This window comes from Rhodococcus sp. LMD (assembly GCF_056108245.1).
In genome coordinates, this window is the sequence record NZ_CM148557.1 from 278237 (window position 1) to 303469 (window position 25233).

At 70.4% G+C, this 25233-nt stretch carries 21 protein-coding genes; 13 read left to right on the forward strand and 8 right to left on the reverse strand.

Features of this window, described 5'->3' with window-relative positions:
• Positions 1 to 236 precede the first annotated feature (236 nt).
• From rox to ACWPQI_RS01305, 3 genes are all read left to right on the forward strand, one after another.
• On the forward strand, positions 237 to 1664 hold the full coding sequence (gene rox, locus ACWPQI_RS01295) for a rifampin monooxygenase (protein ID WP_432793630.1): 1428 nt from the start codon (positions 237 to 239) through the stop codon (positions 1662 to 1664).
• Positions 1665 to 1904: 240 nt separating this feature from the next.
• Complete coding sequence (locus ACWPQI_RS01300) at positions 1905 to 4220, forward strand: cytochrome P450 (protein ID WP_474738609.1); 2316 nt, start codon at positions 1905 to 1907, stop codon at positions 4218 to 4220.
• 26 nt (positions 4221 to 4246) lie between these two features.
• Positions 4247 to 5575, forward strand: a complete 1329-nt coding sequence (locus tag ACWPQI_RS01305) for an MFS transporter (RefSeq protein WP_017681153.1) — start codon at positions 4247 to 4249, stop codon at positions 5573 to 5575.
• A 262-nt stretch (positions 5576 to 5837) separates the two neighbouring features.
• Here ACWPQI_RS01305 and ACWPQI_RS01310 read toward each other — a convergent pair whose 3' ends face one another.
• Positions 5838 to 6176: a metallopeptidase family protein gene (locus tag ACWPQI_RS01310; protein WP_017681155.1), complete on the reverse strand. Its 339-nt coding sequence runs from the start codon at positions 6174 to 6176 to the stop codon at positions 5838 to 5840.
• Between the two features lie 13 nt (positions 6177 to 6189).
• Positions 6190 to 7266, reverse strand: coding sequence for a septum formation family protein (locus ACWPQI_RS01315; RefSeq protein WP_017681156.1), 1077 nt, complete (start codon positions 7264 to 7266; stop codon positions 6190 to 6192).
• A 48-nt stretch (positions 7267 to 7314) separates the two neighbouring features.
• Here ACWPQI_RS01315 and ACWPQI_RS01320 point away from each other — a divergent pair, with 48 nt between their 5' ends.
• Positions 7315 to 7704: an ankyrin repeat domain-containing protein gene (locus ACWPQI_RS01320; RefSeq protein WP_017681157.1), complete on the forward strand. Its 390-nt coding sequence runs from the start codon at positions 7315 to 7317 to the stop codon at positions 7702 to 7704.
• Between the two features lie 42 nt (positions 7705 to 7746).
• Entirely contained in the window at positions 7747 to 9009 is a 1263-nt protein-coding gene (gene serS / locus ACWPQI_RS01325; RefSeq protein ID WP_010596214.1) for a serine--tRNA ligase, read from the forward strand.
• A 103-nt stretch (positions 9010 to 9112) separates the two neighbouring features.
• On the opposite strand, the gene ACWPQI_RS01330 is transcribed toward serS, so the two are convergent.
• Both ACWPQI_RS01330 and ACWPQI_RS01335 read right to left on the reverse strand, forming a co-directional pair.
• Positions 9113 to 9505 (reverse strand): hypothetical protein, encoded by a 393-nt coding sequence (locus ACWPQI_RS01330; protein WP_010596213.1) that lies wholly within the window; start codon positions 9503 to 9505, stop codon positions 9113 to 9115.
• A 31-nt stretch (positions 9506 to 9536) separates the two neighbouring features.
• Complete coding sequence (locus tag ACWPQI_RS01335) at positions 9537 to 9956, reverse strand: PaaI family thioesterase (RefSeq protein WP_371851047.1); 420 nt, start codon at positions 9954 to 9956, stop codon at positions 9537 to 9539.
• A 162-nt stretch (positions 9957 to 10118) separates the two neighbouring features.
• On the opposite strand from ACWPQI_RS01335, the gene ACWPQI_RS01340 reads away from it, so the two are divergent.
• Complete coding sequence (locus ACWPQI_RS01340) at positions 10119 to 11297, forward strand: MFS transporter (RefSeq protein WP_048774114.1); 1179 nt, start codon at positions 10119 to 10121, stop codon at positions 11295 to 11297.
• Between the two features lie 11 nt (positions 11298 to 11308).
• Positions 11309 to 12283: a hypothetical protein gene (locus tag ACWPQI_RS01345; protein WP_474738610.1), complete on the forward strand. Its 975-nt coding sequence runs from the start codon at positions 11309 to 11311 to the stop codon at positions 12281 to 12283.
• 29 nt (positions 12284 to 12312) lie between these two features.
• On the opposite strand, the gene ACWPQI_RS01350 is transcribed toward ACWPQI_RS01345, so the two are convergent.
• Positions 12313 to 13863: an MBL fold metallo-hydrolase gene (locus ACWPQI_RS01350; protein WP_010596208.1), complete on the reverse strand. Its 1551-nt coding sequence runs from the start codon at positions 13861 to 13863 to the stop codon at positions 12313 to 12315.
• 174 nt (positions 13864 to 14037) lie between these two features.
• On the opposite strand from ACWPQI_RS01350, the gene ACWPQI_RS01355 reads away from it, so the two are divergent.
• Both ACWPQI_RS01355 and ACWPQI_RS01360 read left to right on the forward strand, forming a co-directional pair.
• The gene (locus ACWPQI_RS01355; protein WP_010596207.1) at positions 14038 to 14799 is read left to right on the forward strand and encodes a lysophospholipid acyltransferase family protein; all 762 of its coding nucleotides are present in this window, start codon (positions 14038 to 14040) and stop codon (positions 14797 to 14799) included.
• Positions 14800 to 14861: 62 nt separating this feature from the next.
• Positions 14862 to 15683, forward strand: a complete 822-nt coding sequence (locus ACWPQI_RS01360) for a Cof-type HAD-IIB family hydrolase (RefSeq protein ID WP_010596206.1) — start codon at positions 14862 to 14864, stop codon at positions 15681 to 15683.
• Positions 15684 to 15695: 12 nt separating this feature from the next.
• Here ACWPQI_RS01360 and ACWPQI_RS01365 read toward each other — a convergent pair whose 3' ends face one another.
• Complete coding sequence (locus ACWPQI_RS01365) at positions 15696 to 17747, reverse strand: N-acetylmuramoyl-L-alanine amidase (RefSeq protein WP_099528120.1); 2052 nt, start codon at positions 17745 to 17747, stop codon at positions 15696 to 15698.
• Positions 17748 to 18073: 326 nt separating this feature from the next.
• On the opposite strand from ACWPQI_RS01365, the gene ACWPQI_RS01370 reads away from it, so the two are divergent.
• A complete protein-coding gene (locus tag ACWPQI_RS01370; protein ID WP_017681162.1) occupies positions 18074 to 19621 on the forward strand; it encodes a SpoIID/LytB domain-containing protein in 1548 nt (515 codons plus the stop codon).
• Between the two features lie 87 nt (positions 19622 to 19708).
• On the opposite strand, the gene ACWPQI_RS01375 is transcribed toward ACWPQI_RS01370, so the two are convergent.
• A complete protein-coding gene (locus ACWPQI_RS01375) occupies positions 19709 to 20818 on the reverse strand; it encodes a glycosyltransferase (protein ID WP_010596202.1) in 1110 nt (369 codons plus the stop codon).
• 142 nt (positions 20819 to 20960) lie between these two features.
• Positions 20961 to 21551 carry a PadR family transcriptional regulator gene (locus ACWPQI_RS01380; RefSeq protein ID WP_010596201.1) on the reverse strand — a complete coding sequence of 197 codons (591 nt, stop codon included), beginning with the start codon at positions 21549 to 21551 and terminating at the stop codon, positions 20961 to 20963.
• A 125-nt stretch (positions 21552 to 21676) separates the two neighbouring features.
• Between ACWPQI_RS01380 and ACWPQI_RS01385 the strand changes: the two genes are divergently transcribed.
• The 3 genes from ACWPQI_RS01385 to ACWPQI_RS01395 are packed head-to-tail and all read left to right on the forward strand — an operon-like array spanning position 21677 to position 25229.
• Positions 21677 to 22792 (forward strand): aromatic ring-hydroxylating dioxygenase subunit alpha, encoded by a 1116-nt coding sequence (locus ACWPQI_RS01385; protein WP_010596200.1) that lies wholly within the window; start codon positions 21677 to 21679, stop codon positions 22790 to 22792.
• Position 22793: 1 nt separating this feature from the next.
• Positions 22794 to 23804: a PDR/VanB family oxidoreductase gene (locus ACWPQI_RS01390; protein ID WP_474738611.1), complete on the forward strand. Its 1011-nt coding sequence runs from the start codon at positions 22794 to 22796 to the stop codon at positions 23802 to 23804.
• A 42-nt stretch (positions 23805 to 23846) separates the two neighbouring features.
• Positions 23847 to 25229 carry an MFS transporter gene (locus ACWPQI_RS01395; RefSeq protein ID WP_237211182.1) on the forward strand — a complete coding sequence of 461 codons (1383 nt, stop codon included), beginning with the start codon at positions 23847 to 23849 and terminating at the stop codon, positions 25227 to 25229.
• The last annotated feature ends 4 nt before the right edge of the window (positions 25230 to 25233 follow it).

Here is a 25233-nt window from a genome sequence, read left to right on the forward strand (position 1 = left end):
GACTCCCTGCCCCTTTCAACGTATATCGCGCACGGGGCCTTGCCGCAAGGCCCCCGTCGTGCTGCAGAATCGCCAGTCGAAGCCGGGACCTGCGGAAAGTGGGGATTCGCAGGTGTGACCGGACGTGATCCCGGGGGAGTCGCGCCGCCGGTGGGGATCTGCGGGCGCGGGACGCCGGGCGGGCCGCCGGCCCGCGTGGAGGGGTGGCCGAAATTCAACCAGTGAACGGGGTTTTCATGATCGATGTGATCGTCGTCGGCGGTGGACCGACCGGCTTGATGTTGGCCTCCGAGTTGCGGCTGCACGGCGTGCGCACGCTCGTGCTCGAGAAGGCGACCGCACCGAGCGGGCAGTCGCGCGGGCAGGGTCTGCACGCGCGCAGCGTCGAGATGATGGACCAGCGCGGCCTGCTGGACCGGTTCCTCGCCGTCAGCGAGAAGTTCCGGTTCGGCGGTCTTTTCGGTGGAATCGTCAAGCCGTGGCCGGACCGGCTGGACACGGCGCACCCGTACGGCCTCGCCACTCCGCAGCCGGTCACCGAACGGTTGCTCGACGAGCGTGCCCTCGAACTCGGTGCCGAGATCCGGCGCGGCTGCGAGGTGGTCGGGCTGAGCCAGGACGATCACGGGGTGACGGTCGAATCGGCCGACGGCGCTCGGCTGCGCTCGCGGTACCTCGTCGGCTGCGACGGCGGCCGCAGCACGGTGCGCAAGCTGCTCGGCGTGGGCTTTCCCGGCGAGCCCAGCAGGGTCGAGACGCTGCTGGGGGAGATGAGGATGACCGAGGACCCGGCGACGGTGGCCGCCGCCGTCGCGGAAGTCCGTAAGACCCAGCTGCGGTTCGGCGCCGCACCGCTCGGGGACGGGATGTACCGCGTCGTCGTGCCCGCCGACGGGGTGAGCGAGGACCGGGCGGCCGCACCGACCCTCGGGGAGTTCACGCGGCAGCTGCGGGCGATCGCCGGCACCGACTTCGGTGCACACTCGCCGCGCTGGCTCTCCCGCTTCGGTGACGCCACCCGGCAGGCCGAGCGCTACCGGGTCGGCCGGGTGCTGCTGGCCGGCGACGCCGCGCACATCCATCCGCCGACCGGAGGGCAAGGACTCAACCTCGGCATCCAGGACGCGTTCAACCTCGGCTGGAAACTGGCTGCGGCAGTGGACGGCTGGGCGCCGGAGGGGTTGCTGGACAGCTACCACGCCGAGCGGCACCCGGTGGGGGCGCGCGTGCTGGCGAACACCCGTGCGCAGATCGCGCTGATGGGAACCGATCCGGGCGCGACGGCGCTGCGGGAACTGTTCTCGGAGCTGATGGACCTCGAGGAGGTGAACCGGCACATCACCGAGATGATCACCGCGGTCGGGGTCCGCTACGACTTCGGTGCGGGGCACGATCTGCTCGGCCGGCGGATGCGGGATGTGGGGCTGAAGCGAGGTCGTCTCTACGAACTCATGCACGGCGGCCGTGGGCTGCTGTTCGATCAGACCGGCCGGTTGTCGGTGGCGGGCTGGACCGACCGCGTCGACCACATCGTCGACGTCAGCGAGGAACTGGACGTGCCCGCGGTGCTGCTGCGACCCGACGGCCACGTCGCGTGGGTCGGCGACGATCAGCAGGATCTGCTCGGCCGGCTGTCCGAGTGGTTCGGCGCCGCCGCCGGCTGAGGCGCGATCGGGGCCGTTCCGGCCGAGCGGGTGTTTCCTCGGGACGTCCGGTTCCGGCATCGGGCGCAGGTGGTGTCGGCCGCGGGAGAGGGCGGGTTCCCCGACGTGGAGCCCGGCGGATGTGACCGGATCTCGGCTTGACCTGATCTGTGACGCCCCTTACTCTGCTGCTTGTCCGTATATAGGACGGAACTGTTCGATAAAAGTAACAGTGCAGGTGGAGAGGTTTTCGGTGTCAGCATGAGTGCATCAGTTCCGGCGTCGGCGTGTCCCGTCGATCACGCGGCCCTGGCCGGCGGCTGTCCGGTGTCGACGAACGCCGCGGCGTTCGATCCGTTCGGGCCCGCGTACCAGGCCGATCCGGCCGAGTCGCTGCGCTGGTCCCGCGACGAGGAGCCGGTGTTCTACAGCCCCGAACTCGGCTACTGGGTGGTCACCCGCTACGAGGATGTGAAGGCGGTGTTCCGCGACAACCTCGTGTTCTCACCGGCCATCGCCCTCGAGAAGATCACCCCGGTCTCCGAGGAGGCCACCGCCACCCTCGCCCGCTACGACTACGCCATGGCCCGGACCCTCGTGAACGAGGACGAGCCCGCCCACATGCCGCGCCGCCGCGCACTCATGGACCCGTTCACCCCGAAGGAACTGGCGCACCACGAGGCGATGGTGCGACGGCTCACGCGCGAATACGTCGACCGCTTCGTCGAATCCGGCAAGGCCGACCTGGTGGACGAGATGCTGTGGGAGGTACCGCTCACCGTCGCCCTGCACTTCCTCGGCGTGCCGGAGGAGGACATGGCGACGATGCGCAAGTACTCGATCGCCCACACCGTGAACACCTGGGGCCGCCCCGCGCCCGAGGAGCAGGTCGCCGTCGCCGAGGCGGTCGGCAGGTTCTGGCAGTACGCGGGCACGGTGCTCGAGAAGATGCGCCAGGACCCCTCGGGGCACGGCTGGATGCCCTACGGGATCCGCATGCAGCAGCAGATGCCGGACGTCGTCACCGACTCCTACCTGCACTCGATGATGATGGCCGGCATCGTCGCCGCGCACGAGACCACGGCCAACGCGTCCGCGAACGCGTTCAAGCTGCTGCTCGAGAACCGCCCGGTGTGGGAGGAGATCTGCGCGGATCCGTCGCTGATCCCCAACGCCGTCGAGGAGTGCCTGCGCCACTCGGGATCGGTCGCGGCGTGGCGACGGGTGGCCACCACCGACACCCGCATCGGCGACGTCGACATCCCCGCCGGCGCAAAGCTGCTCGTCGTCAACGCCTCCGCCAACCATGACGAGCGGCACTTCGACCGTCCCGACGAGTTCGACATCCGGCGCCCGAACTCGAGCGACCACCTCACCTTCGGGTACGGCAGCCATCAGTGCATGGGCAAGAACCTGGCCCGCATGGAGATGCAGATCTTCCTCGAGGAACTGACCACGCGGCTTCCCCACATGGAACTCGTACCCGATCAGGAGTTCACCTACCTGCCGAACACCTCGTTCCGCGGTCCCGATCACGTGTGGGTGCAGTGGGATCCGCAGGCGAACCCCGAGCGCACCGACCCGGCCGTGCTGCAACGGCAGCATCCCGTCACCATCGGCGAGCCCTCCACCCGGTCGGTGTCACGCACCGTCACCGTCGAGCGCCTGGACCGGATCGTCGACGACGTGCTGCGCGTCGTCCTACGGGCTCCTGCAGGAAATGCGTTGCCCGCGTGGACTCCTGGCGCCCACATCGATGTCGACCTCGGTGCGCTGTCGCGGCAGTACTCCCTGTGCGGTGCGCCCGACGCGCCCACCTACGAGATCGCCGTTCTGCTGGACCCCGAGAGCCGCGGTGGCTCGCGCTACGTCCACGAACAGCTCCGGGTGGGGGGATCGCTCCGGATTCGCGGGCCCCGGAACCACTTCGCGCTCGACCCCGACGCCGAGCACTACGTGTTCGTGGCCGGCGGCATCGGCATCACCCCCGTCCTGGCCATGGCCGACCACGCCCGCGCCCGGGGGTGGAGCTACGAACTGCACTACTGCGGCCGGAACCGTTCCGGGATGGCCTATCTCGAGCGGGTCGCCGGGCACGGGGACCGCGCCGCCCTGCACGTCTCGGCGGAAGGCACCCGGGTCGACCTCGCCGCCCTCCTCGCGACGCCGGTGTCCGGCACCCAGATCTACGCGTGCGGGCCCGGACGGCTGCTCGCCGGACTCGAGGACGCGAGCCGGCACTGGCCCGACGGTGCGCTGCACGTCGAGCACTTCACCTCGTCCCTCACGGCACTCGACCCGGACGTCGAGCACGCCTTCGACCTCGACCTGCGCGACTCGGGACTCACCGTGCGGGTCGAGCCCACCCAGACCGTCCTCGACGCGTTGCGCGCCAACAACATCGACGTGCCCAGCGACTGCGAGGAAGGCCTCTGCGGCTCCTGCGAGGTCACCGTCCTCGAAGGCGAGGTCGACCACCGCGACACCGTGCTCACCAAGGCCGAGCGGGCGGCGAACCGGCAGATGATGACCTGCTGCTCGCGTGCCTGCGGCGACCGACTGACCCTCCGACTCTGACTCACCCGATCCGAAAGGGACCCGCCATGGGATCCACGCTCGACCCGATCGCCGTGCGCACCGCGCCGGACGCGCCACGCAGCAGCTTCAAGCGGGTCCTCACCGGCAGCATGGCCGGGGCCGTGCTCGAGTGGTACGACTTCGCCATCTACGGCATCCTCGCCGCCACCGTCCTCGGACCTCTGTTCTTCCCCGGATCCGACGGCATCACCAAATTGCTGCTCGCCCTCGCCACCCAGGGGCTCGGCTTCATCGCCCGGCCGCTCGGCGGCATCGTCTTCGGTCATCTCGGTGACCGGTTCGGCCGCAAACCGATGCTCGTCATCACGTTCGTGATGCTCGGTACGGCCACCGCGTCGATCGGGCTGCTGCCGACCTACGAACAGATCGGCATCTGGGCGACGGTCCTGCTCGTCGCGCTGCGCATGATCCAGGGTTTCGCGCTCGGCGGTGAATTCGGTGCGGCGGTGCTGCTGGTGAGTGAGTACGGCGAGCCCAAGCGTCGCGGCTTCTGGGCGTCGTGGCCGCAGGCGGGCGCGCCGTCGGGGACCGTGCTCGCCGCCGTGGTCGTCTCGACCCTGGTGCTGCTGCTTCCGGCCGACGCGTTCGACGCATGGGGCTGGCGGATCGCATTCCTGTTCGCCGTTCCCCTCCTCGTCATCGGCTTCTGGATCCGGCACGGCGTCGAGGAGTCCCCGGTCTTCCGGGCGGCGCAGGCCGCCGCGGCGGACCGCCCCGAGCCCCGGTCGAGCATCGTCGAAGCGCTGTCCCGTCCGCGCCCGGTGCTGATCGGCATCGGCATGCGGCTCGGCGAGAACATCGCGTTCTACGTGTACACGATCTTCGTCATCGCGTACGCCACCACCTATCACGGCTTCGCCCGGGGCGACGTGATGCTGGCCGTGACCTTCGCGTCGGTGTTCCAGTTCGTCGGCATGATCGGTGGCGGCCGCTGGTCCGACCGGGTCGGCCGCCGCGTCGCGATGCTCGTCCCCGCCGTGGTGCTCGTGGTGTGGGCGCCCGTGTTCTTCTGGCTCGTGCAGATGCAGAGCGTGCCGATGCTGTGGGTGGGGGTCTGCGTCGGCGCCTTCTTCCACGGCGCTCTCGCCGGTCCCGAGGCCGCCTGGATCACCGAGCTGTTCCCGACCCGGTACCGGTATGCCGGATCCTCGCTGGTGTTCCAGGGCTCGTCCATCATCGCCGGTGCGCCCGCGCCTTTCATCGCCGTCTGGCTCGTCGACCGGTTCGGGGTCGGGACCGTCGTCGCGTATCTGGTGGTGACCATGATGATCACCGTCGTCGCGGTGCTGAGCAGCCGCGAGACCAAGGGCGTCGATCTCGACCGCATCGAGTGACCGGCCGCCGCTGCCGGGCCGCGGAGGCCCGGCAACGGCACTGCCGGTTACCCCGTCCGGACGGCCGTCCCGCGGTACGGTCGGACCGGAGGTGATCGACACATGGAAGAGATCGCGAAGATCGTCGGTATTGCTTTCGTCTACATCGTCGTCGCAGAGGTGATCATCGGAACGCTCGCCCTGCTGATCATTTCGACGATCAGTCCGCACTTTCTGCAACGCAAGCCGAAGTACGGCGCGACGGGACCGCGGTACGGGGCCACTAGCCCCACCCCAGCTCGTGCAGACGAGCATCCTCGATTCCGAAGTAGTGAGCGATCTCGTGAATGACCGTCACCGCGACCTCGTGCACCACGTCGTCGTCGGAGTCGCAGATGTCGAGAATCGCGTCGCGGTAGATGGTCACGGTGTCCGGTAGCGCCCCCGCATAGTGGCTGTCGCGCTCGGTGAGCGCGATCCCGTGGTAGAGCCCGAGCAGGTCGGGCTCTTCCTCGTTTCTGGGCTCGACCAGCACCACGACGTTGTCGATGGCCCGCGCGAGTTCCGGGGGGATCAGATCCAGGGCCTCGCCGACGAGTTCCTCGAACCGCTCGTCGCCCATTCGTGCCCTCACCTCAGGAGCCCGGCACGGGACCTGCGCCCGGCAGCGGGGTCGGCAGTGAGCGGCCCTCGGGCGCGGCGGGCGGCGGCACCGGCGGCTGGCCGTCGATGAGGATGTCGCCCTTGGCCGTGCCGGTGACCGACGCGAATCCGCCGCCCTCGACCTGCTTGCCCACCGAGCAGTTGACCTTGCGGCTGCCCGCGAGCCAGCTGTCGAAGTCGAGGTTGTCCCAGAACAGCGTGAGGGTCTTGTTGCGCAGCGCGTCGGGACTGCCCAGGTAGGCGTTGGCGTTCTCGGTGCACGTCCCCTCGAGGTACCGGTCCTGGTCCTCGACGCTGGGCAGACCGCCGGGGAACTGCCCGGACAGGTCCACCACGGAGATCACCTCGAAGGCGTGCGGCTGGGCGCACTCCACCGGATCCGCCGGCACGCCGTTGTTGATGCCGATGCACGTGCCCACGTCCCAGACCTTGGACTGGTCCTGGTCGGCGACCTTGCCCTGGATCGGCAGCAGGTTGCCGGTGGTGGAGGAGAACTGCAGGCCGCAGCGCAGCGTCCGCTCGCCGGCCGCCCAGCCCGCCTCCCCGGGGTTGATCAGGCCCACGCTGAACTTGCCGTGCGGATCGAACCGGCCGTCGAGATAATCCATCGCGGCCGGTGCGCACAGCTCGTCGCGCAGCTCGGTGAAACGCAGCACCGACGGGAAACGCGACCCGGGACCCCACTCGGCGCCCGGATACACGCTCAGATCGATGTCCTCGACCACCTCGAACAGGTGCGACTCGGCGCAGTCCACCTTCGCGAGGTCGCTCGCATCGAGTTCGGTCCAGGTCAGGCAGTCCCCGGCGACCGCAGTGCCGAAGGCCTCGCCGGCCACCGCGCCGGTGGTGACCACGGCACTGGTCGAATCGCCGGGTTCGTCGTCGGACCCGCCGAATCCCGCCACCACCGCCGTGACGACGGCCGCGAGCACCGCGCCCGCGGCGACCAGCATCAGGGCGCGACGGGTCAGCTTCGCGGACGGGGCACGCCGGACCCGCGAGGCGGACGGTGTCGTCCGGTCGGACTGCTGCTCACTCTCCTCGGCCATCACCGTCCATCATGCCTGTGCGCGCCGCCCCGGGTAACTTCGGTGGGCATGACGGAGCCCATCGATCCCGAAGTCCAGGAGATCGCGCAGCGACTGTTCGATGCCGCCCGCGCCGGGCACGTCGAGACCCTCGCCGCCTACATCGACGCCGGAGTGCCGGTGAACCTGTGCAACGAGAAGGGCGACACCCTGCTCATGCTGGCGTCCTACCACGGCCACGCCGACGCGGTGCGGGCCCTGATCGAACGGGGCGCCGACGTCGACCGGCTCAACGACCGCGGGCAGTCGCCCATCGCGGGCGCGGTGTTCAAGGGGGCGATCGACGTCGTGCGGGTGCTCACCGAGGCCGGAGCCGACCCGCACGCCGGGCATCCGAGCGCCGTGGACTCGGCGAAGATGTTCGAACGCGAGGACTGCCTGCAGCTGTGGGCGCAGTAGGCCGGCCTCGGCCCGGGGCGTCGCCGAGTAGGCTGTGACCTCGTGATCGACCTCAAGTTCCTCCGCGAGAATCCCGACGTCGTCCGTGCCTCGCAGCGCACCCGAGGCGAGGACCCCGGTCTCGTCGACGCGCTGCTCGAGGCCGACGCCGCCCGCCGCGCCGCGGTGCTGGCCGGCGACAACATCCGTGCCGAGCAGAAGGCACTGGGCAAGAAGGTCGGGCAGGCCTCCCCGGAGGAACGGCCCGCGCTGCTCGAGGGCGCGAAGGAACTCGCCGCGAACGTCAAGAAGCTCGAGGCCGAGCAGCACGCCGCCGAGGAGGCGCTGGGGCGCGCGCACATGGCGATCTCCAACATCGTGCAGGAGGGCGCTCCCGCGGGCGGGGAGGACGACTTCGTCACTCTCGAGACCGTCGGCGAGCTGCCCACCTTCGACTTCGAACCGAAGGACCATCTGGCCCTCGGGGAATCCCTCGGGCTGATCGACATGGAACGGGGTGCGAAGGTCTCCGGCGCCCGGTTCTACTTCCTCACCGGTTACGGCGCGCTGCTGCAGCTCGGCATGCTGCAGCTCGCGGCCCAGCGGGCCGTCGCCAACGGCTTCCAGATGATGATCCCCCCGGTGCTCGTGCGCCCGGAGATCATGCAGGGCACCGGCTTTCTCGGTGCCCACGCCGACGAGATCTACCACCTCGCCGACGACGACCTGTACCTCGTCGGCACATCGGAGGTGCCGCTCGCCGGTTACCACTCCGGCGAGATCCTCGACCTGTCGGGCGGCCCGAAGCGGTACGCGGGCTGGTCGTCGTGCTTCCGCCGCGAGGCCGGCAGCTACGGCAAGGACACCCGCGGCATCATCCGGGTCCACCAGTTCGACAAGGTCGAGATGTTCGTCTACTGCAAGCCCGAGGACGCCGTCGCCGAGCACCAGCGGCTGCTCGCGTGGGAGCGCGACATGCTCGCCGCGATCGAGGTGCCGTACCGGGTCATCGACGTCGCCGGCGGCGACCTCGGCTCGTCGGCGGCCCGCAAGTTCGACTGCGAGGCATGGGTGCCCACCCAGGAGCGCTACCGGGAGCTGACCTCCACCTCGAACTGCACCACCTTCCAGGCTCGTCGTCTCGGCGTCCGGTACCGCGACGAGAACGGCAAGCCGCAGATCGCCGCCACCCTCAACGGCACCCTCGCCACCACCCGCTGGCTCGTCGCGATCCTCGAGAACCACCAGCAGGCCGACGGGTCCGTGCGCGTCCCGTCGGCGCTCGTGCCGTTCGTCGGGCGTGAGGTGCTCGAACCGCCTGCGTGAGCCGTCCCCCTGCGTGTGGGTGGTGGTGGTGGCCGAATGTCACATCGCGTCGATCTGACCGAACCGATGTGACATTCGGCCACGGAGGGCGGGGCGGGTGGGCTCAGCTGCCCGGGTCGCAGCCGACGGCCACGTACGCGTGCAGGCCCTCCGGATCGTCGCGCAGCAGGTACTCGTAGTCGCTCGTGCCCATCACACTGTCGTTCGCATCCCGGAAGGACCAGCGCACCCGGGCCCGCACGATCTTCTCGGTGACCGGGGAGAGGTCGAGCAACTCGTGCCCCACATCGGCGAGACCGTGCTCCCGGTAGGTCTGGTTGCTCTGCGCGAGGGCCTCGGTGATCTCCTTCCGGGTCGGCAGCGATCCGGCGAACGAATCGGTGAGGATCGTGCCCGGCTCCCCCCACAGCGCGGCCGAGGCCTCGGCGTCGAACCCGGCGAGTGCCTCCCCGTAGAGGGTGAAGAAGCGGTCCAGTGCGGTGCGTTCCACGCTCATGTTCTTCAGTGTGCAGGTCCGGCGACGGTTGTCAGCGCAGAATCAGGCACGTGGTCGACGCGGTCGCGAGCAACCGGTCGTTCTCGTCGCGGGCCTCCCCGCGGGCGGTCGCGGTGCGACGGCCGCTGTACTCGCAGATGCCGTGCACGCGCACGACGCCGCTGCCCGCCTGGATGCCGCGCAGATACCGCACCTGCAGGTCCAGCGTCGTGTATCCGACACCGGCCTCGAGCGTGCTCGACACGCTGAAGCCCATGGCGGTGTCGAACATCGTCGCGATCACCCCGCCGTGCATGCTGCCCACCGCGTTGGCGTGGAACTCCTGCGGCTCCATGCTCACCTCCACCCAGCCCTCCCGGGCCTCGGTCACCCGGAAGCCGAGGGTGCGCGACGTCGGATGGTGCGGGATGGAGCCGTCGATCAGTCCGCGCAGGAAGTCGAGGCCGTGCATGTCGCGGTTCGCGGCGGACGTCGGGGCGGGGTCGTCCCACGTGTAGGTGCGCTGGCGTTCGGTCACCTGCCGACCGTATCGCGCGGTGACAAACCCGTCCGCGCGTGCCACGCTGGAGCCATGCGACATCGATGTTGATCCGGCTCCGCTCCGACCTTCCGGGTGGTGGCGTATGCGGCCACCCGTGAACTCGTGCCGCTCTACGGCGTGTACGCCCTGCTCTTCGAGGACCACGGCCTCGGCACGGGTGAGATCTCGTCGCTGTTCGTGCTGTGGTCCGTCGTCGCGTTCGTCGCGGAGGTGCCGTCGGGCGCGTGGGCCGACACGGTGTCCCGCCGCGGTCTGCTGCTGCTCAGCTCGGCCCTGTTCACCGCGGGCTTCGCCCTCTGGCTGCTGTTCCCCGGCTACTGGGGGTTCGCGGCCGGCTTCGTGGCGTGGGGGATCAGCGAATCGCTGAAGTCCGGGACCTTCGAGGCCCTGGTGTACGACGAACTGTCCGCCCGCGGTGCGGCACACCGGTTCCCGGCGGTGCTGGGCTATGCGAACGCCGGTGAGACGATGTGCGTTCTCGTCGCGACGCTGTCGGCCGCACCGCTGTTCGCGCTCGGCGGCTATCCGCTCGTCGGATGGCTGTCGGTGGGGATCACCGTCGCCAACGGGTTGCTCGTGCTCGCCCTGCCGTCCGCACCCCGCGACACCTCGGCGGACGAGACCGGTTTCGTTCCGGGCAGTTTCGCAACTCGCTACCGCGCGGTGCTGCATGCCGGGACGGCCGAGGCGCGGCGCAGCGCCGGCGTCCGCCGCGCGGTGCTGCTCGCGGCGCTGCTGTCGGCGTGCCTCGCCTTCGAGGAGTACTTCGCGCTGCTCGCGCGCGAGGGCGGGGCGAGCACGTCCGCGGCGCCGGCGCTGGTGGCGATCACCGTGGCGGGACAGGTGCTCGGCGCCGCGACCGCCGGTCGCACCGCGGCGACGACCGGCCGCGCGATGGGTGCGGTGATCGCCGTCGGTGGCCTGCTGCTGGCAACGGGGGCCGCGCTCGGCGGAGTGGCGGGCTTCGTGGCGATCGGGATCGGCTACGGCGCCCTGAACAACGCGATGATCGTCGCCGAGGCGCGGATGCAGGACACCATGAGCGGAACCGCCCGCGCGACCGTGACGTCGGTGTCGGGCGTCGTCGGCGAGGTCGTGTCCGTGGCGGTCTACGCCGGATTCGCGCTGGGAACGGTATGGCTGCCGCTGTCGGCGGTGCTCGCGGCATGGGCGGTGCCGCTGCTCGGCCTGGCCGCCGCCGCGGTGCGGTGGCTGCCGCCGTCTCAGAGCTCTCTCAGATCGCCGGACTAGGGTCCTCCGCCGTGCGTGCCAGTCTCCTTCCCGTCCTGTTCGTCGCCGCCGGTCTCGGCCTGATCGGCACCGGCAGTGCCCTCGCCTACGCCCATGTGCCCACCGTCGCGACGACGACCGAGGCGCCGCCCCCGTCGACCGGCGACCCGCTCACCGACACCCGCGACAACCTGCAGCAGGCCGGACTGCCGCTCGCTCTGCTCGGCGGCGGAATCGGGCAGCTCACCGACGGCAGCCGGCAGCTCGACGACGGTGCTCACCAGCTCGCCGACGGACTCGCGCAGGCCAGTGCCGGCGGGCAGCAACTCGCCGACGGGCTCGGGCAGCTGCAGGGCGGGGTGGACCTGCTCGGCGACGGTGCGACCCAGGTCAGCGGCGGCGTCGACGAGGTCGTCGACCGGCTCGCCGGTTTCGGGGAGATGCAGGCGGGCGTCACCGAGCAGCTGACGGCCGTCGCCGGCACCCTGCGGCGCTCGCCCGACGCGGTGTCCCAGGAGGCCGCCGCCCGGCTCGACGGGCTCGTCGGCCGGCTGGACAGCGAGGGGCTCGGGCCGGAGACGCTCGCGCAGCTCGAGCAGTTGCGCGGCGGTGCGCGGCAGCTCGCCTACGAATTGAGTGACCCGAACGCGCAGTTCGTCGCCGGCATGATGCAGGCTGCCGACGGCTCGCGGCAGCTGCGCGACGGACTGATGCTCCTCGACGACGGCGGCCGGCAACTCGTCGACGGCACCGGGCAGCTCGTGGCCGGCGTGGGTCCGGTCACCGGGGTGATCGAGGGAGTCTCCGACAACGTGCGGGAGGCGACGGCCGCGCTGCCGAAGTCGCCGGCCGCCTCGTCGCCCGACGTCGTGACGACGGGGGCGACGACCGGGGAGCGGCAGTGGTGGCCGTTCGCGCTCGTCGCGTCGGGGGCGCTGGTGCTCGCCGTCCCCGCCCTGGGTCGTGGCCGAATGTCACATCGCTTCGATCGCATCGACCCGATGTGACATTCGGTCACCACACGCGGCGCGAGGGGTCAGAGCTTGCGGGAGCGCAGCTCGTGACCGCGGGAGGTCTTGCAGCGACCGGTGACGAGGTCCCACTGCCAGCCGTGCAGGTTGCAGGTGAGGCTGGTGCCCTCGACGACGCCGAACTTCGACAGATCCGCCTTCAGGTGCGGGCAGCGGCGCTGGATCTCGAAGCCGCCCAGCTCGATCGACGCGGAATCGTCGTGGGCTTCGGCGAACCAGCCGTCCGCGTAGGCGATCCGCTCGTCGGTGAGGCACTTGAAGAACGTGTACAGGAATTCGTTGTAGCCGCCCACCCGCCACGCCTCGAATCGGGTGGACAGGAAGATGGTGTTCACCCAGTCCGGCTCGTCGTCGCGCAGGACCGTGCGCACCAGCTCCGGAGGAATGCGGAAACCGTAGCGGTACTTGCCTTCTCCCTCGATGGGTTCGCGGACGACCCGCTTGGGGAAGTCCAGCACGACCGTCTCGTCGCCCATCACCAGGCCGACGGGGTAGCCGATGCCGTCGCAGATCAGATCGGACTGCGCCATGATCGGCTCGAACTTCGCCTTGAGCGGACCGAGCAGCGGCTCACCCTCGGCCGGGGCCCACGTCGCCTTCTCGGCCTCGAGCACCGGGGCCAGGCGCTGGGCCATCTCCTCGATGTACGCGGCCTTGTCGGTGAAGATCTTCTCGACGTCGGCGTCGGGGATCGGATGGGTCAGCGTCATCGACTCGCTGCCGTGCACGTCGAGGACCGAGCCGGGGATCATCAGCACGCCACCGTCGTTGCCGTGCAGGCGCATCTGCTCGAGGAAGACCATCTGGTCGGGGAAGATGTTGCCCTCGTCGCCGTGGTCGTCGTTGAGGTGGCGCAGCGCCGGGTCGAGGAACACCGGCGGACCGGCCGACGGGACCACCCACGTCGCCCCGACCTGGTCGATGTAGCTGCGGCAGCGGTCCATGCCGCGCTGGCGCTTCTGCTTGCCGAAGTTCGCCTTGGTGCGCTTGGGGATGTCGTAGACCATCGGGTACCAGATCGCGCCCGAGTACTGCAGCAGGTGGACGTCGATCTTCCCGAAGGACTCGAGCATCGTGTCCATCTCGACCGGGCGGGCGTCGTTCATGTTGAACACCGTGGTCTCGCCGTCCGAGACGACGAGACCGGAGTCGCCGATCGGTCCGTCCGCGGGTGCGCGCAGGGCGATGATCATCACGTCCAGGTCGCCCTCGGGCCCGCTGACGGTGTGCTTGACGGAATCGGTCGTCTCGAGGAACTTCGTGAACCCGAGCTTCTCGAGCTCGCGACGCAGGTCCGGGACCGGGAAGTCGGGCAGCAGCACCGTCGCGTCCTTGCGGACGTGCTTGCTCAGGTTCTCCGGGTCGAAGTGATCCTTGTGCAGGTGCGAGACGTACAGGTAGTCGACGTCGCCGAGCGCACCCCAGTCCAGCTGCGTGTTGTCCGGGAAGGGGAACCACGACGCGAAGTACGCGGGGTTGACCCACGGGTCGCACAGGATCGATCCCGCTTCGGTCTGAATGTGGAACCCGGCGTGTCCGACGCTGGTGATCTGCACTTCGTTGCCTCCTGACGTGCTGACCGACGTACCCCCAAGGGTAGGGGGACGCCGGTGGGGCGCCTCGCCCAGGCGGTGAACCCGGGCCGGATACGGGCCGTTGATCCCGAATCGGGCGGGCCCGCGGACATCGGGCGAAGCCCGCGGGCGCCGATCCGGCTACTCTGACCGACTGTGGAACCCTTCTACCGGACCGTCATCGGCCTCGCCCGGACCGTCTTCGCCGCGCAGGGACTGAAGTTCACCGTCACCGGCGCCGAGAACATCCCCGCCGTCGGTGGCGCGGTGATCGCCATGAACCACGTCGGCTACATGGACTTCACCTACGCGGGCCTGCCCGCCCGCACCTCCAAGCGCTACATCCGGTTCATGGCGAAGAAGGAGGTCTTCGACCACAAGATCTCCGGTCCCCTGATGCGGGCGATGAAGCACATCCCCGTCGACCGGGCCGACGGCGCCGACTCCTACCGCGCCGCCGTCGACGCGTTGCGGGCCGGTGAGCTGGTCGGCGTGTTCCCCGAGGCCACGATCAGCCGCAGCTTCGAGATCAAGGGCTTCAAGACCGGTGCCGCGCGGATGGCGATCGAGGCGAACGTCCCGATCATCCCGGTCGTCCTGTGGGGGTCGCAGCGGGTGTGGACCAAGGGCCACCCGAAGCGGCTCGGCCGCACGAAGACGCCCATCTCCATCGCGGTGGGCGAGCCCATCCGGCCGTACGAGTCGGCGTCGGAGCTGACTGCGGAGTTGCACAGCAGGATGGAAAGCATGCTGCGGGAGTTGCAGAGCAGCTACGTGCACGAGCCCGGTGCCTACTGGGTGCCCGTGCGGCTCGGCGGCACCGCTCCGACGCTCGCGGAGGCCACCGCGCTCGACGACGCCGACACCGCCGCACGCAAGGCCCGCCGCGCGCAGAAGGATGCCGGCACCGACGGGTGACGGCCCTACGGCGCGGTGACTCCCGGATGCGCCGCGCCGCGGCGGACCGGCACAATGGCGAAGTGAGACGAGATCTGCCGAGCCTGGTTGCCACCGACGTCGACGGCACCCTCATCGACGACGAGGAGCGCGTCTCGGACCGGACCCGCGCGGCAGTACAGGCCGTGGTGTCCTCCGGGACGCCGTTCGTCCTGGCCACCGGTCGTCCCCCGCGATGGATCCCGCCGGTGGTCGAGCAACTCGGCTTCGCGCCCCTGGCGGTGTGTGCCAACGGTGCGGTGCTCTACGACAGTGCCGCCGACCGCGTTCTCAGCGCCGCCGTGCTGTCCGCGGACGAACTGGCCTGGGTCGCCGACGTCGCCAACAGTGTGCTGCCCGGCTGCGGTCTGGCCGCCGAGCGGATCGGGGCGAGCGCCCACGACGCCGCGACACCGCAGTTCGTCAGCGCCCCCGGCTACGAGCATGCGTGGCTGAATCCGGACAACACCGAGCTCGCCGACCACGAGGTGATCGCCGAGCCGGCGGTGAAGCTGCTGATCCGGTTGGCGTCGGCGACGAGCCACGAGATGGCCGAGGCGCTGGCTCCGCGGCTGTGCGGCATGGTGGACGTCACCTATTCCACGGACAACGGCCTGATCGAGATCTCCGCCTCCGGGGTGACCAAGGCGTCGGGCCTGCATCTGATGGCCGAACACCTCGGGGTGGCCGCCGACGGGATCGTCGCGTTCGGGGACATGCCCAACGACATTCCGATGTTGTCGATGGCGCGGCACGGGGTCGCGGTGGAGAACGCGCATCCGGACGCGAAGGCGGCCGCGGACGAGGTCACCGCCACCAACACCGAGGACGGGGTGGCCCGCATCCTCGAGCGCTGGTGGCGGTGACGGATCGATCGGTCAGGGCGCCGGAGCGGGGGCCGGCGCTTCCGGTGCCGGTGCCGGTGCCGGGGCCTCGGGGGCCGGCGCGGCGGCCGGGGCCTGTGCCTGTTCGTACGCGTCGTTGTAGGCGCGCAGCACCTTCGTCACCGCGCCGGTGAGCTCGTTGAAGATCAGCGAGCCGAACTCGAAGTCCGAGCGCCAGCCGTCCGGGACGCGGTACTCGTCGCTGGTCGGCAGGCCGAGTTCACCCGCGTCGAGGCCGCTGCGCTGCCACGTCTTGTAGATCTCGCCGAGCACCGTCCACACACCACCGTTCGGCGAGGTGTAGATGGCGCCGTTGACGAACTCGGCGCGTTCGTACCCTGCCTTGGCGGGCAGGATGCCGGACACAGCGGCCCCCAGACGGCCGGTCTCGCCGCCCTCGGCGATCCACTTCTGGGCCAGCGGCGAGTTGTCGGTGAGCCGGATCAGCTCGCCGACGAGGTCCGCGACCTTCTCGGCCGAGCCGGTGTCTGGCAGGCGGTCCGCCGAGCCGGTGTCTGGCAGGCGGTCCGCCGAGCCGGTGGCCGGAGCCCCCGCGTCGACGTCGGGCACCTGTGCGCGCGGGTTGTCGGTGACGAGGTCGGACGAGTCGTCGCTGGGCTCGGACGGCGTGGTGCTCTGTCCGGCGGCGGTGGCCGCGGCGATGTCGCGGATCTCGTCCATCTTCGCGTAGCCGGAGTCGCCGGGGCAGCTGGTGTTGCCGACGTCGCGGTGCGCGAAGATGATCGGCAGGTCGACGGCCGCGCCCTGCGGGTACGGGGTGAAGGACGTGCCCTCCGAGTACATGGTGGTCTCGCCCTCGGGGTCGAGCCCCGCCTTCGCGAGCCGCCAGCCGAGGAAGCGGCCCACCGCGTCGACCGCGGCCTTCGGAGGCTCGACGTTGGAGAAGTCGCCCATCATCGCGATGCCGACGGTGTTCTCGTTGAAGCCGCCGGCGTGCGCGCCCTGCACGGGCTTGTCCAGGCCGCCGGCGCGGCCCTCGAAGATCTGCCCGTATCGGTCGACGAGCACGTTGTAGCCGACGTCGCACCAACCCAGGGTCTGCGCGTGGTAGGCGTAGATGGCGCGCACGATCTCCGCCGATTCGGCCTTGGAGTAGTCGTTGCTGCCGGCGGTGTGGTGCACGGTGGCTCCGCCGAGCGAGTCGTCGTAGGTGGCGTCCTGACAGCGGATGGACTCGTCGGCACCCCACTGCGCTCGGGTGATCACCTTCGGCCCGGACCCTCCGACCGGACCGGCGATGTCGTCGAGCGCGGCGTCGGCGCTGCTCGACCCCGGGTCGATGAGCACGGCGCTGACGTCCTCGGTGGCGGCGGGTTCCTGGGCGTGCAGGGGCCGTGACGACGACGCGGGCGCATAGCCCAGCTCCGGCTGGGCGGGAGCGGGGGCCGGTGCGGGTGCCGGGGCCGGCGCGGGGATCTCGGCGCCGGCGAGTGTCGGTTCAGGTTTCGGGCGCGGGGTGAGCAGGACCTGCACGACCTTCGTGGCGCCGACGTAGATCGGTTCGGTGCCAGCCCGCTCGTCGGGCGTCTGGTCGTCGCGGCTCGTGTCGATCGGTTCGGTGGCCGTCCACGGCCCCCAGCTGCCGTCCTCCCGCTGGGCCCGGATGCGCGCGTCGGTGTCGGCGACGTCCTTGGCCGCCAGCGCGATCATGCTGAACGGGGCGTCCCTGGTGAGCTGCTTGACGGTCGCTCCGATGCGGTCGACGACGTCCGCGGCCGCGGGGGCCGGCGCCGGGGTGGTCGACGGGGCGGGCGCGGCGATCTCCGGCAGCCCCGCGGCGAGTTCCCTCAGGCTCAGGTCGGGCAGGTTCAGACCGGTGAGTTCGTGGATCGGGATCACGATGTCGGGCACGGATGCGAGCACGACCTCCGCGATCTCGGGCGGTACGACGGTGGGGACGGACTCGTTGGTGGTGCGGACGTCCGATGTGGTGCTCGTGACGCCGTAGACGGCGAATGGGCTGGCGACGGCCAGGGCGGCGACGGCACCCAGGACGATCGACGGCTTCGGTCGGCGATGCGGCACGGTGCTTCTCCCTGTCGGTGTTCGCGGCGGTCCTCGGCGGCCGGGCGGCGCTCGGCCGAGGCCGAGGAGCCGGCTCGAATCGAACCGAATCCTCCGTCATCCGGACGACCCGAAGTGCGGAACGGCCGAGAATCGTGTGCAACTTGTGATTCTGGTGTTACTGCTGTGGCTGTTGTTGCTTCATTCAGTCACTCTTGCCACACTAGTCGCAGACAACCTTAAGCCTCAACCTGAGCTTGAGGATCCGTCTCGAATGTCCGATACGCGCGGACCTGCGTCCGGGCGGCACACGGTGCGAGAACGAGGGAGTGCAGCGCATGCCACGAATGTCCATCCGCCGGACCCATCGCCGGCGGCGTCTCGTCGTCGGACACCCCCTCCGCAACGGCTGGCGGCCCGCCACGGCCCGCGCCGCGGCGATCGGCCTCGCCCCTGCGCTGCTCATCGGCGCGGCGATCGGCGGGGTGATGCACGTGCGCACCGCCGAACCCGACGTGGCGCAGGCCGTCGCCGCCGACACCCCGTTCACCTTCGTGGGCTTCGGTCACGGTCACGGTCGCGGCATGGGCCAGTGGGGCGCCTACGGCTACGCCTCCCAGCACGGCTGGTCCGCCGATCGCATCCTCGGCCACTACTACGGCGGCACCACCCTGGGGGCTCTGCCCGAGAACACCATGATCGCGGTCCGGCTCGTCGGGCAGGACGACGCGCCCCTCGACGTCTACTCAGACACCGGGATGACCGTCGCCGGCCGGCAGACCGGGCCCGGGGAGGCCGCCCACCTGACGCCCACCGCGGACGGGGGAGCGGACGTCGTCGTCACCGCCGGCTGTTCCGGCGAGGTGCTGTGGCAGGGGCGCGCCGACCTTCCGTGGGTCGACCCCGTCGACATGGGTGAGGGCCGGCCCGTCGCCGAACACCTCAAGCTCTGCGGCAACAGCGCCCCCTACCGGGGCTCGCTCGGTGTCGTCCTCGACGGCGCGGCGCCGCGCACCGTCAATCGGCTGTCGATGGAGGACTACCTGCTCAGCGTCGTCCCGGCCGAGTCGCTGCCCAGCTGGGCCGACACCGGCGGGGCCGAGGCGCTGCGCGCGCAGGCCATCGCCGCCCGCTCCTACGCGGCGGCGGAGAACCGCTCGCCGCTGTGGCAGACGTGCGACAGCCAGAACTGCCAGGTGTATGCGGGGTCGAGTAAGGAGGACCCCCGCACGAACGAGGCGGTGAACTCGACCCGCGGCACCGTCCTGATGAAGGACGGCAAGGTCGTCGCCAGCGAGTTCTCGGCCTCGACGGGCGGCTACTCGGCCGGTGGCACCTTCCCCTCCGTGGAGGACCTCGGGGACGCCGTCGCTCCCAACCGGCAGTGGGCCGAGACGATGACCGCGGGGGAGATCGGCACGGCCTTCGGGGTCGGCGAACTGCAGGCGTTCGAGATCGTCGGCCGCAACAACCTCGGGGCCGACGGCGGCCGCGTCACCCACGTCCGCATCGTCGGTGCCGACCGCACGGTCGAGACCACGGGTGCCGAGGCGCGCGCCAAACTGGGGCTGCGCTCCGACTGGTTCACCGTCCAGGAGGGTGCGGAGGCCGCGGTTCCGCCGTCCACTCCCGCGCCCGAGCCCGGTCCCGAGGTCGGCGACGAACCCTTCGAGACCGGTCATGGCTCGCCCATCGAGGAGAAGTACCTCGAGCTCGGCGGGCACGACGGGGCCCTGGGCACCCCGGTCGGACCGGAGCTGATGCTGCCCGACGAACGCGGCAAGTTCCGCGTCTTCACCGGCGGCATCATCGTCTGGACCCCCGACCTCGGCGCGCAGGTGATCGACTCGAGCATCATGCGCGAGTGGCTGCCCGGGACGGGAAGCGCCGAGTAGCACCTGGTTTCGTGGCCGAATGTCACATCGGGTCGATCCGATCGACGCGATGTGACATTCGGCCGGGAGCCCCGCGTCGGTGAACCGCTATCCGGAGGCGCCGAGTACCGCGAGCATCCCGTCGACCGATGCCGCCCAGCCGAACTGCTCGGCGCGACGACGGGCGGAGCGGCGCAGGACGTCGTCGGGGCCGCGGAGTATCTCGTCGACCGCCTCGGCGAACGCCGTTCCGCGGTCGGCCGACAGGGCGCCGCACTCGGGTGTGAGGATCTCCGTCAACGCCGACGAGCGCGACGCCACCACCGGCGTGCCGGCCGCGAGCGATTCGAGCGCCGACAGGCAGAACGTCTCGTGCGGGCCCGGGGCCAGCGACACGTCGGCGGTGGCGAACAGCGCGGCGAGCCGGCGGGCGTCCCCGATGTACCCGGTGAACGTCACCGGGAGCCCTCTGGCTCTGTGTTCCAAGGCATGTCGTCTCGGCCCGTCGCCGGCGACGACGAGGTGCACGTCGTGCCCGCGACGACGCAGCAACCGGGTCGCGTCGATGCTGCGCTCGACCTTCTTCTCGACGGACAGCCGGCCGCAGTGCAGCAGCAGCCGCACCGAGCCCGGTACGAACCGCTCGCGCAGGCCCCGATCGCGACGGGCGGGATGGAAGCGGTCGAGGTCGACGCCGAGCGGCACCCGCACGAGGTTCGGCGTCCCGATGCGGGTGAACTCCGCACCCGCGAACTCCGTCGTGCACACCACCGTGTCGTAGTCCGCAGCCATCCGGCGGTTGGCCAGGTCGGCGGCCCGGCGTGCGGCCGGTGCCGGCAGCGCCTGGCCGAGCAGGCGATCGAGCCGCTCGTGGGAGACGACGACGCTGCGGACGTCGCGCCGTCGCGCCCATCGCCCGAACCCGCGCAGGGTCAGCCGGTCCGACACCTCCACCGCGTCGGGCCGCAGGCCGCGCAGCACGTCCGCGACGCGTCGCGGGTCGGCCACCCGGTATCCGCCGGTCCACGGCACGACCGGCGCCGGAACGGTGATCCGCAGGACCCCGTTCCCGAGCAGTTCCTCGCCGCGCCGGGCGCCGGGCACCACCAGTGCGACGTCGTGCCCGCGCGCGACGTACCCGCCGCCCCACTGGTGCAGGGCGGTGCGCAGGCCGCCGGACCGGGGCCCGTAGAAGTTGGCGAGCTGAACGATGCGCACCGGTCTCAGTGAGCCGGACCGCGGCGACGGGCGCGCCAACGACGCCGGGCGCCGCGGTGAACGCCCGCGGAACCTCCCGATCGCCGCAGGCGTCGCATCCGCGGCGGTGCCTGCACCCCGCGACGTTCCGCCGTGGCCGGGATCAGGGCGACGGAGGGGACAGCTTGTCCACGAGATCCAGGCCGTCGCGCGCCCATTCGATCTCGGCGGTCGCACGGTCGACGAGTCCCTGGTAGGCGAATGCCTTGTAGGCGATGATCCGTTCGTGTTCCTGCGCGGGGTATTTCTCGATGCGGGTGGCGATGGTGGGGTGGGAGGCGTCGAGGATCGAGGCGCGCATCGCGGCCCATCGGGCCCGCTGTTCGGTGTAGTAGTCGATGTGCCGCTGTAGGTTCTCGCGGACGCGGTCGGGGTCGGCCCACTCGAAGTAGGCCGCTCGCATGTGCGGGGCGTCGCGGATCGGCCCGTAGTCCACCGGGGCGTTCATCCAGTCCCGGAAGGCGCGGATGCCGTCGTCGGTGATCGAGTAGCGGGTCTTGGTGCTGTTCGGCCCCCAGCGGACCTGCTCGCCTTCGATCAGGCCTTCCTTCTCCATCCGGCGGAGTTCGGGATAGATCTGCGAGTCGGGGGCGTGCCAGACGAAACCGACGGAGCCGCCGAAGCGTTTGGCGGCGTCGTACCCGGTGAGGGGTTCGGCCGTGAGCAGCGCCAGCAGGGCATAGCGGAGGCTCATCTCGTCCTCACCTCTCGTTTCGGGGACCGGTCTTGCCAACCACTATATCGATAGTTAGTGTGTGGTTCACGTCACCGACTATCTATGTCGATAGGTAGTCTCGCCGATCTTCCCGAAGGAACGACATGACCGATCTGGGGCCCGCCGGGGCGACCGCGAAGAACATGGCCTACCCGCTCGACGCCTGGTACGTCGCGGCCTGGGACCACGAGGTCGGCAGACGCGAGATCCTGGCCCGCACCATCGCGGGCAAGCCGCTCGCGCTCTACCGCACCGAGGACGGCCGGCCGGTGGCCCTCGCCGACGCGTGCTGGCACCGCCTCGCCCCGCTCTCGATGGGCACCCTCGTCGGCGCCGACGGAATCCGGTGCCCCTACCACGGCCTGCAGTTCAACTCCGCCGGCCGGTGCACCCACATGCCCGCCCAGCAGACGATCAACCCGTCCGCGATGGTGGCCTCGTACCCGGTCGTCGAGCGGCACCGCTTCGTGTGGGTGTGGCCCGGGGATCCGATGCTCGCCGACCCCGACACCATCCCCGACATGTTCCAGATGGATTCACCCGACTGGGCCGGCGACGGACGCACCATCGACGTGCAGGCCAACTACCAGCTCGTGCTCGACAACCTCATGGACCTCACCCACGAGGAGTTCGTGCACTCGTCGTCGATCGGGCAGGACGAACTCAGCGAGTCCGATTTCACCGTCACCCACGACGACCGCACCGTCACCGTCACCCGGTGGATGCTCGACATCGACGCGCCCCCGTTCTGGCAGAAGAACATGCGCGACAAGTTCCCCGGCTTCAGCGGCAAGGTCGACCGCTGGCAGATCATCGAGTTCCAGGCGCCGTCGACCATCCGCATCGACGTCGGTGTCGCCAAGGCCGGCACCGGCGCCCCCGAGGGGGACCGCAGCCAGGGCGTCAACGGATTCGTGATGAACACCATCTCCCCGGTCGACGAGAAGACCGCGCTCTACTTCTGGGCGTTCATGCGCAACTACTGCCTCGACAGCCAGCTGATCACCACCCAGACCCGCGACGGCGTCCACGGAGTCTTCGGGGAGGACGAGGCGATGCTCACCGCCCAGCAGAAGGCGATCGAGGCGAACCCCGGCCACGAGTTCTACAACCTCAACATCGACGCCGGCGGCATGTGGGTGCGCAGGATCATCCAGCGCATGATCGAGGCCGAACGGATCGTCGCCGCCGGCACCTCGATCCCCGAGGCGGTGCGCTGAGATGAGTGCCTTCAACCAGCCCTCCTGGCAGCGCGGCCGTGTCGTCTCGACCGACCCTGCGGCCGACGCGATCGCCCGGATCGTCCTCGCCCTCGACACACCGGTCCGAGCGGAACCGGGATCCCACGTCGACGTGCGCCTCGACACCGGCGAGGTGCGGTCCTACTCCGTCGTCTCCACCGGCACCGCCGGCACCGTCGTCTCCGCCGGCGCCGACGGCCGGACCGTCACCCTCGGTGTGCACCTGTCCCCGACCTCGCGGGGCGGATCGCGATTCATGCACGCGCTGCGCCCCGGCGACGAACTCGACGTCACCGCACCGCTGCAGAACTTCCCCTTGCGGATCGGCGCGCGGCGCTACGTCCTGCTCGCCGGTGGTATCGGCATCACGGCGATCTCCGCGATGGGCACGGCGCTGAAGCGGGTCGGCGCCGACTACCGTCTCGTCTACGTCGCCCGCACCCGCTCGGCGGCGGCCTTCCTCTCCGAACTGGCCGCGCTCCACGGAGACCGGCTCGAACTGCACCTCGACGACGAAGGCACCGGCCTCGACGTCGGCACCCTGGTCGACGGCGTCGATGCGCACACCGAGTTGTACATGTGCGGGCCGATCCGGCTGATGGACGCGGTCCGTCGCGCCTGGGTGGACCGCGAGCTGCCCCTGCCGAACCTCAGGTACGAAACCTTCGGCAACAGCGGCTGGTTCGACGCCGAGGAGTTCGCCGTCAAGGTTCCCGACCTCGGCGTCGAAACCACCGTCGGAACCGACGAGTCCCTGCTCGACGCACTCGAACGCGCCGGCGTCGACATGATGTTCGACTGCCGCAAGGGCGAATGCGGTCTGTGCCAGGTCGGCATCGCCGCGGTCGACGGCGCCGTCGACCACCGTGACGTCTTCTACAGCGAAGAGCAGAAGGCGGCCGCGACGAAGTTGTGTGCCTGCGTGTCGCGAGTGGTGCGCCGTCCCGGCGCCCCCGCCGTGCCCGGCACCGTCACCCTCGCCGTCCGCTGACGGCCTGGTCATCGGATACACCCTCCCTCAAAGGAATTCGGCATGGACCTTCGTGCTCGCATCGACACGTCGCCGATGCGCCCCTACCAGTGGCTGATCGTCGCCCTGTGTGTGGTGCTCAACATCCTCGACGGCTACGACGTCATGGCCCTGGCCTTCACGGCCAAGAGCATCGGCGCCGACTTCGCGCTCGGCGGCTCGGCGATCGGTGTGCTCCTCAGCGCCGGGTTGATCGGCATGGCCGTAGGCGCGATCACCCTCGCCCCGGTCGCCGACCGGATCGGCCGCCGGCCGCTCATCCTCCTGTCGGTCGCACTCGCCACCGCCGGAATGGCGCTGTCCGCCACCGCAGGATCGGCATGGCAGCTCGGTACCTGGCGTGTGCTCACCGGTCTCGGCATCGGCGGAGTGCTCGCCTGCACCACCGTCATCGCCAGCGAATACTCCTCGGCGCGGTGGCGCGGCCTGGCCATCAGCATCTACACCGCCGGGTACGGCGTCGGTGCCACTCTCGGCGGATTGGCCGCGGTGGGCCTGCAGACCGAATACGGTTGGCGGGCAGTGTTCGTCGTCGGTGCGGTGCTGACCGGAACGGTGCTGGTGCTGCTGGCCGCGCTGCTGCCGGAATCGATCGAGTTCCTCGGGGCCCGCGGCCGAGACGGCGACCTCGCGTCGATCAACCGGATCGCCCGTCGTATCGGCCAGGACCCGATCCACTCGCTCGACGGCTCCAGCCGCGACGCCGGGGCGGGGGCCGGCCGCATCGCGGACCTCTTCACCGGAAGCCGCGCCCGTCCGACCCTCCTGCTGTGGGCGGCGTTCTTCACCACCATGTTCGGCTTCTACTTCGTCAATTCCTGGACCCCGTCGCTGCTCGAGACGGCCGGTCTGACCAAGGATCAGAGCGCGACCGCCGGCATGATGCTCACCCTCGGCGGCACGGCCGGCTCCGTGCTGTTCGGCGTCCTGGCCAGCCGGTGGTCGACTCGGTCCGTCCTGATCACCTTCACCGGCCTGTCGGCTGCGGCCATGGCCGTGTTCATCGCCTCGATCTCGGTGCTCGCCGTCGCGTTCGCGCTGGGAATCGTGATCGGCGGTCTGATCAACGGCTGCATCGCCGGTCTGTACACCCTCGCTCCGTCCCTCTACGGCCCACGGGTGCGCAGCACCGGCGTCGGCTGGGCCATCGGCGTCGGCCGCGCCGGCGCGATCCTCGCCCCCACCGCCGCGGGCATGCTGCTCGACGCGGGCTGGTCACCGGCGCAGCTGTACTTCGCCGTCGCCGGCGTGGTCGTCCTGGCCGCGGTGGCGCTGTTGCTGCTGCGACCGGCACGCACCCCGGTCGCGGCCCCGGACGCAGCGGCGCCGGACGCAGCGGCGCCGGACGCAGCGGCGCCGGACACAGGGGCACCGGCAGCGGTCTGACGCA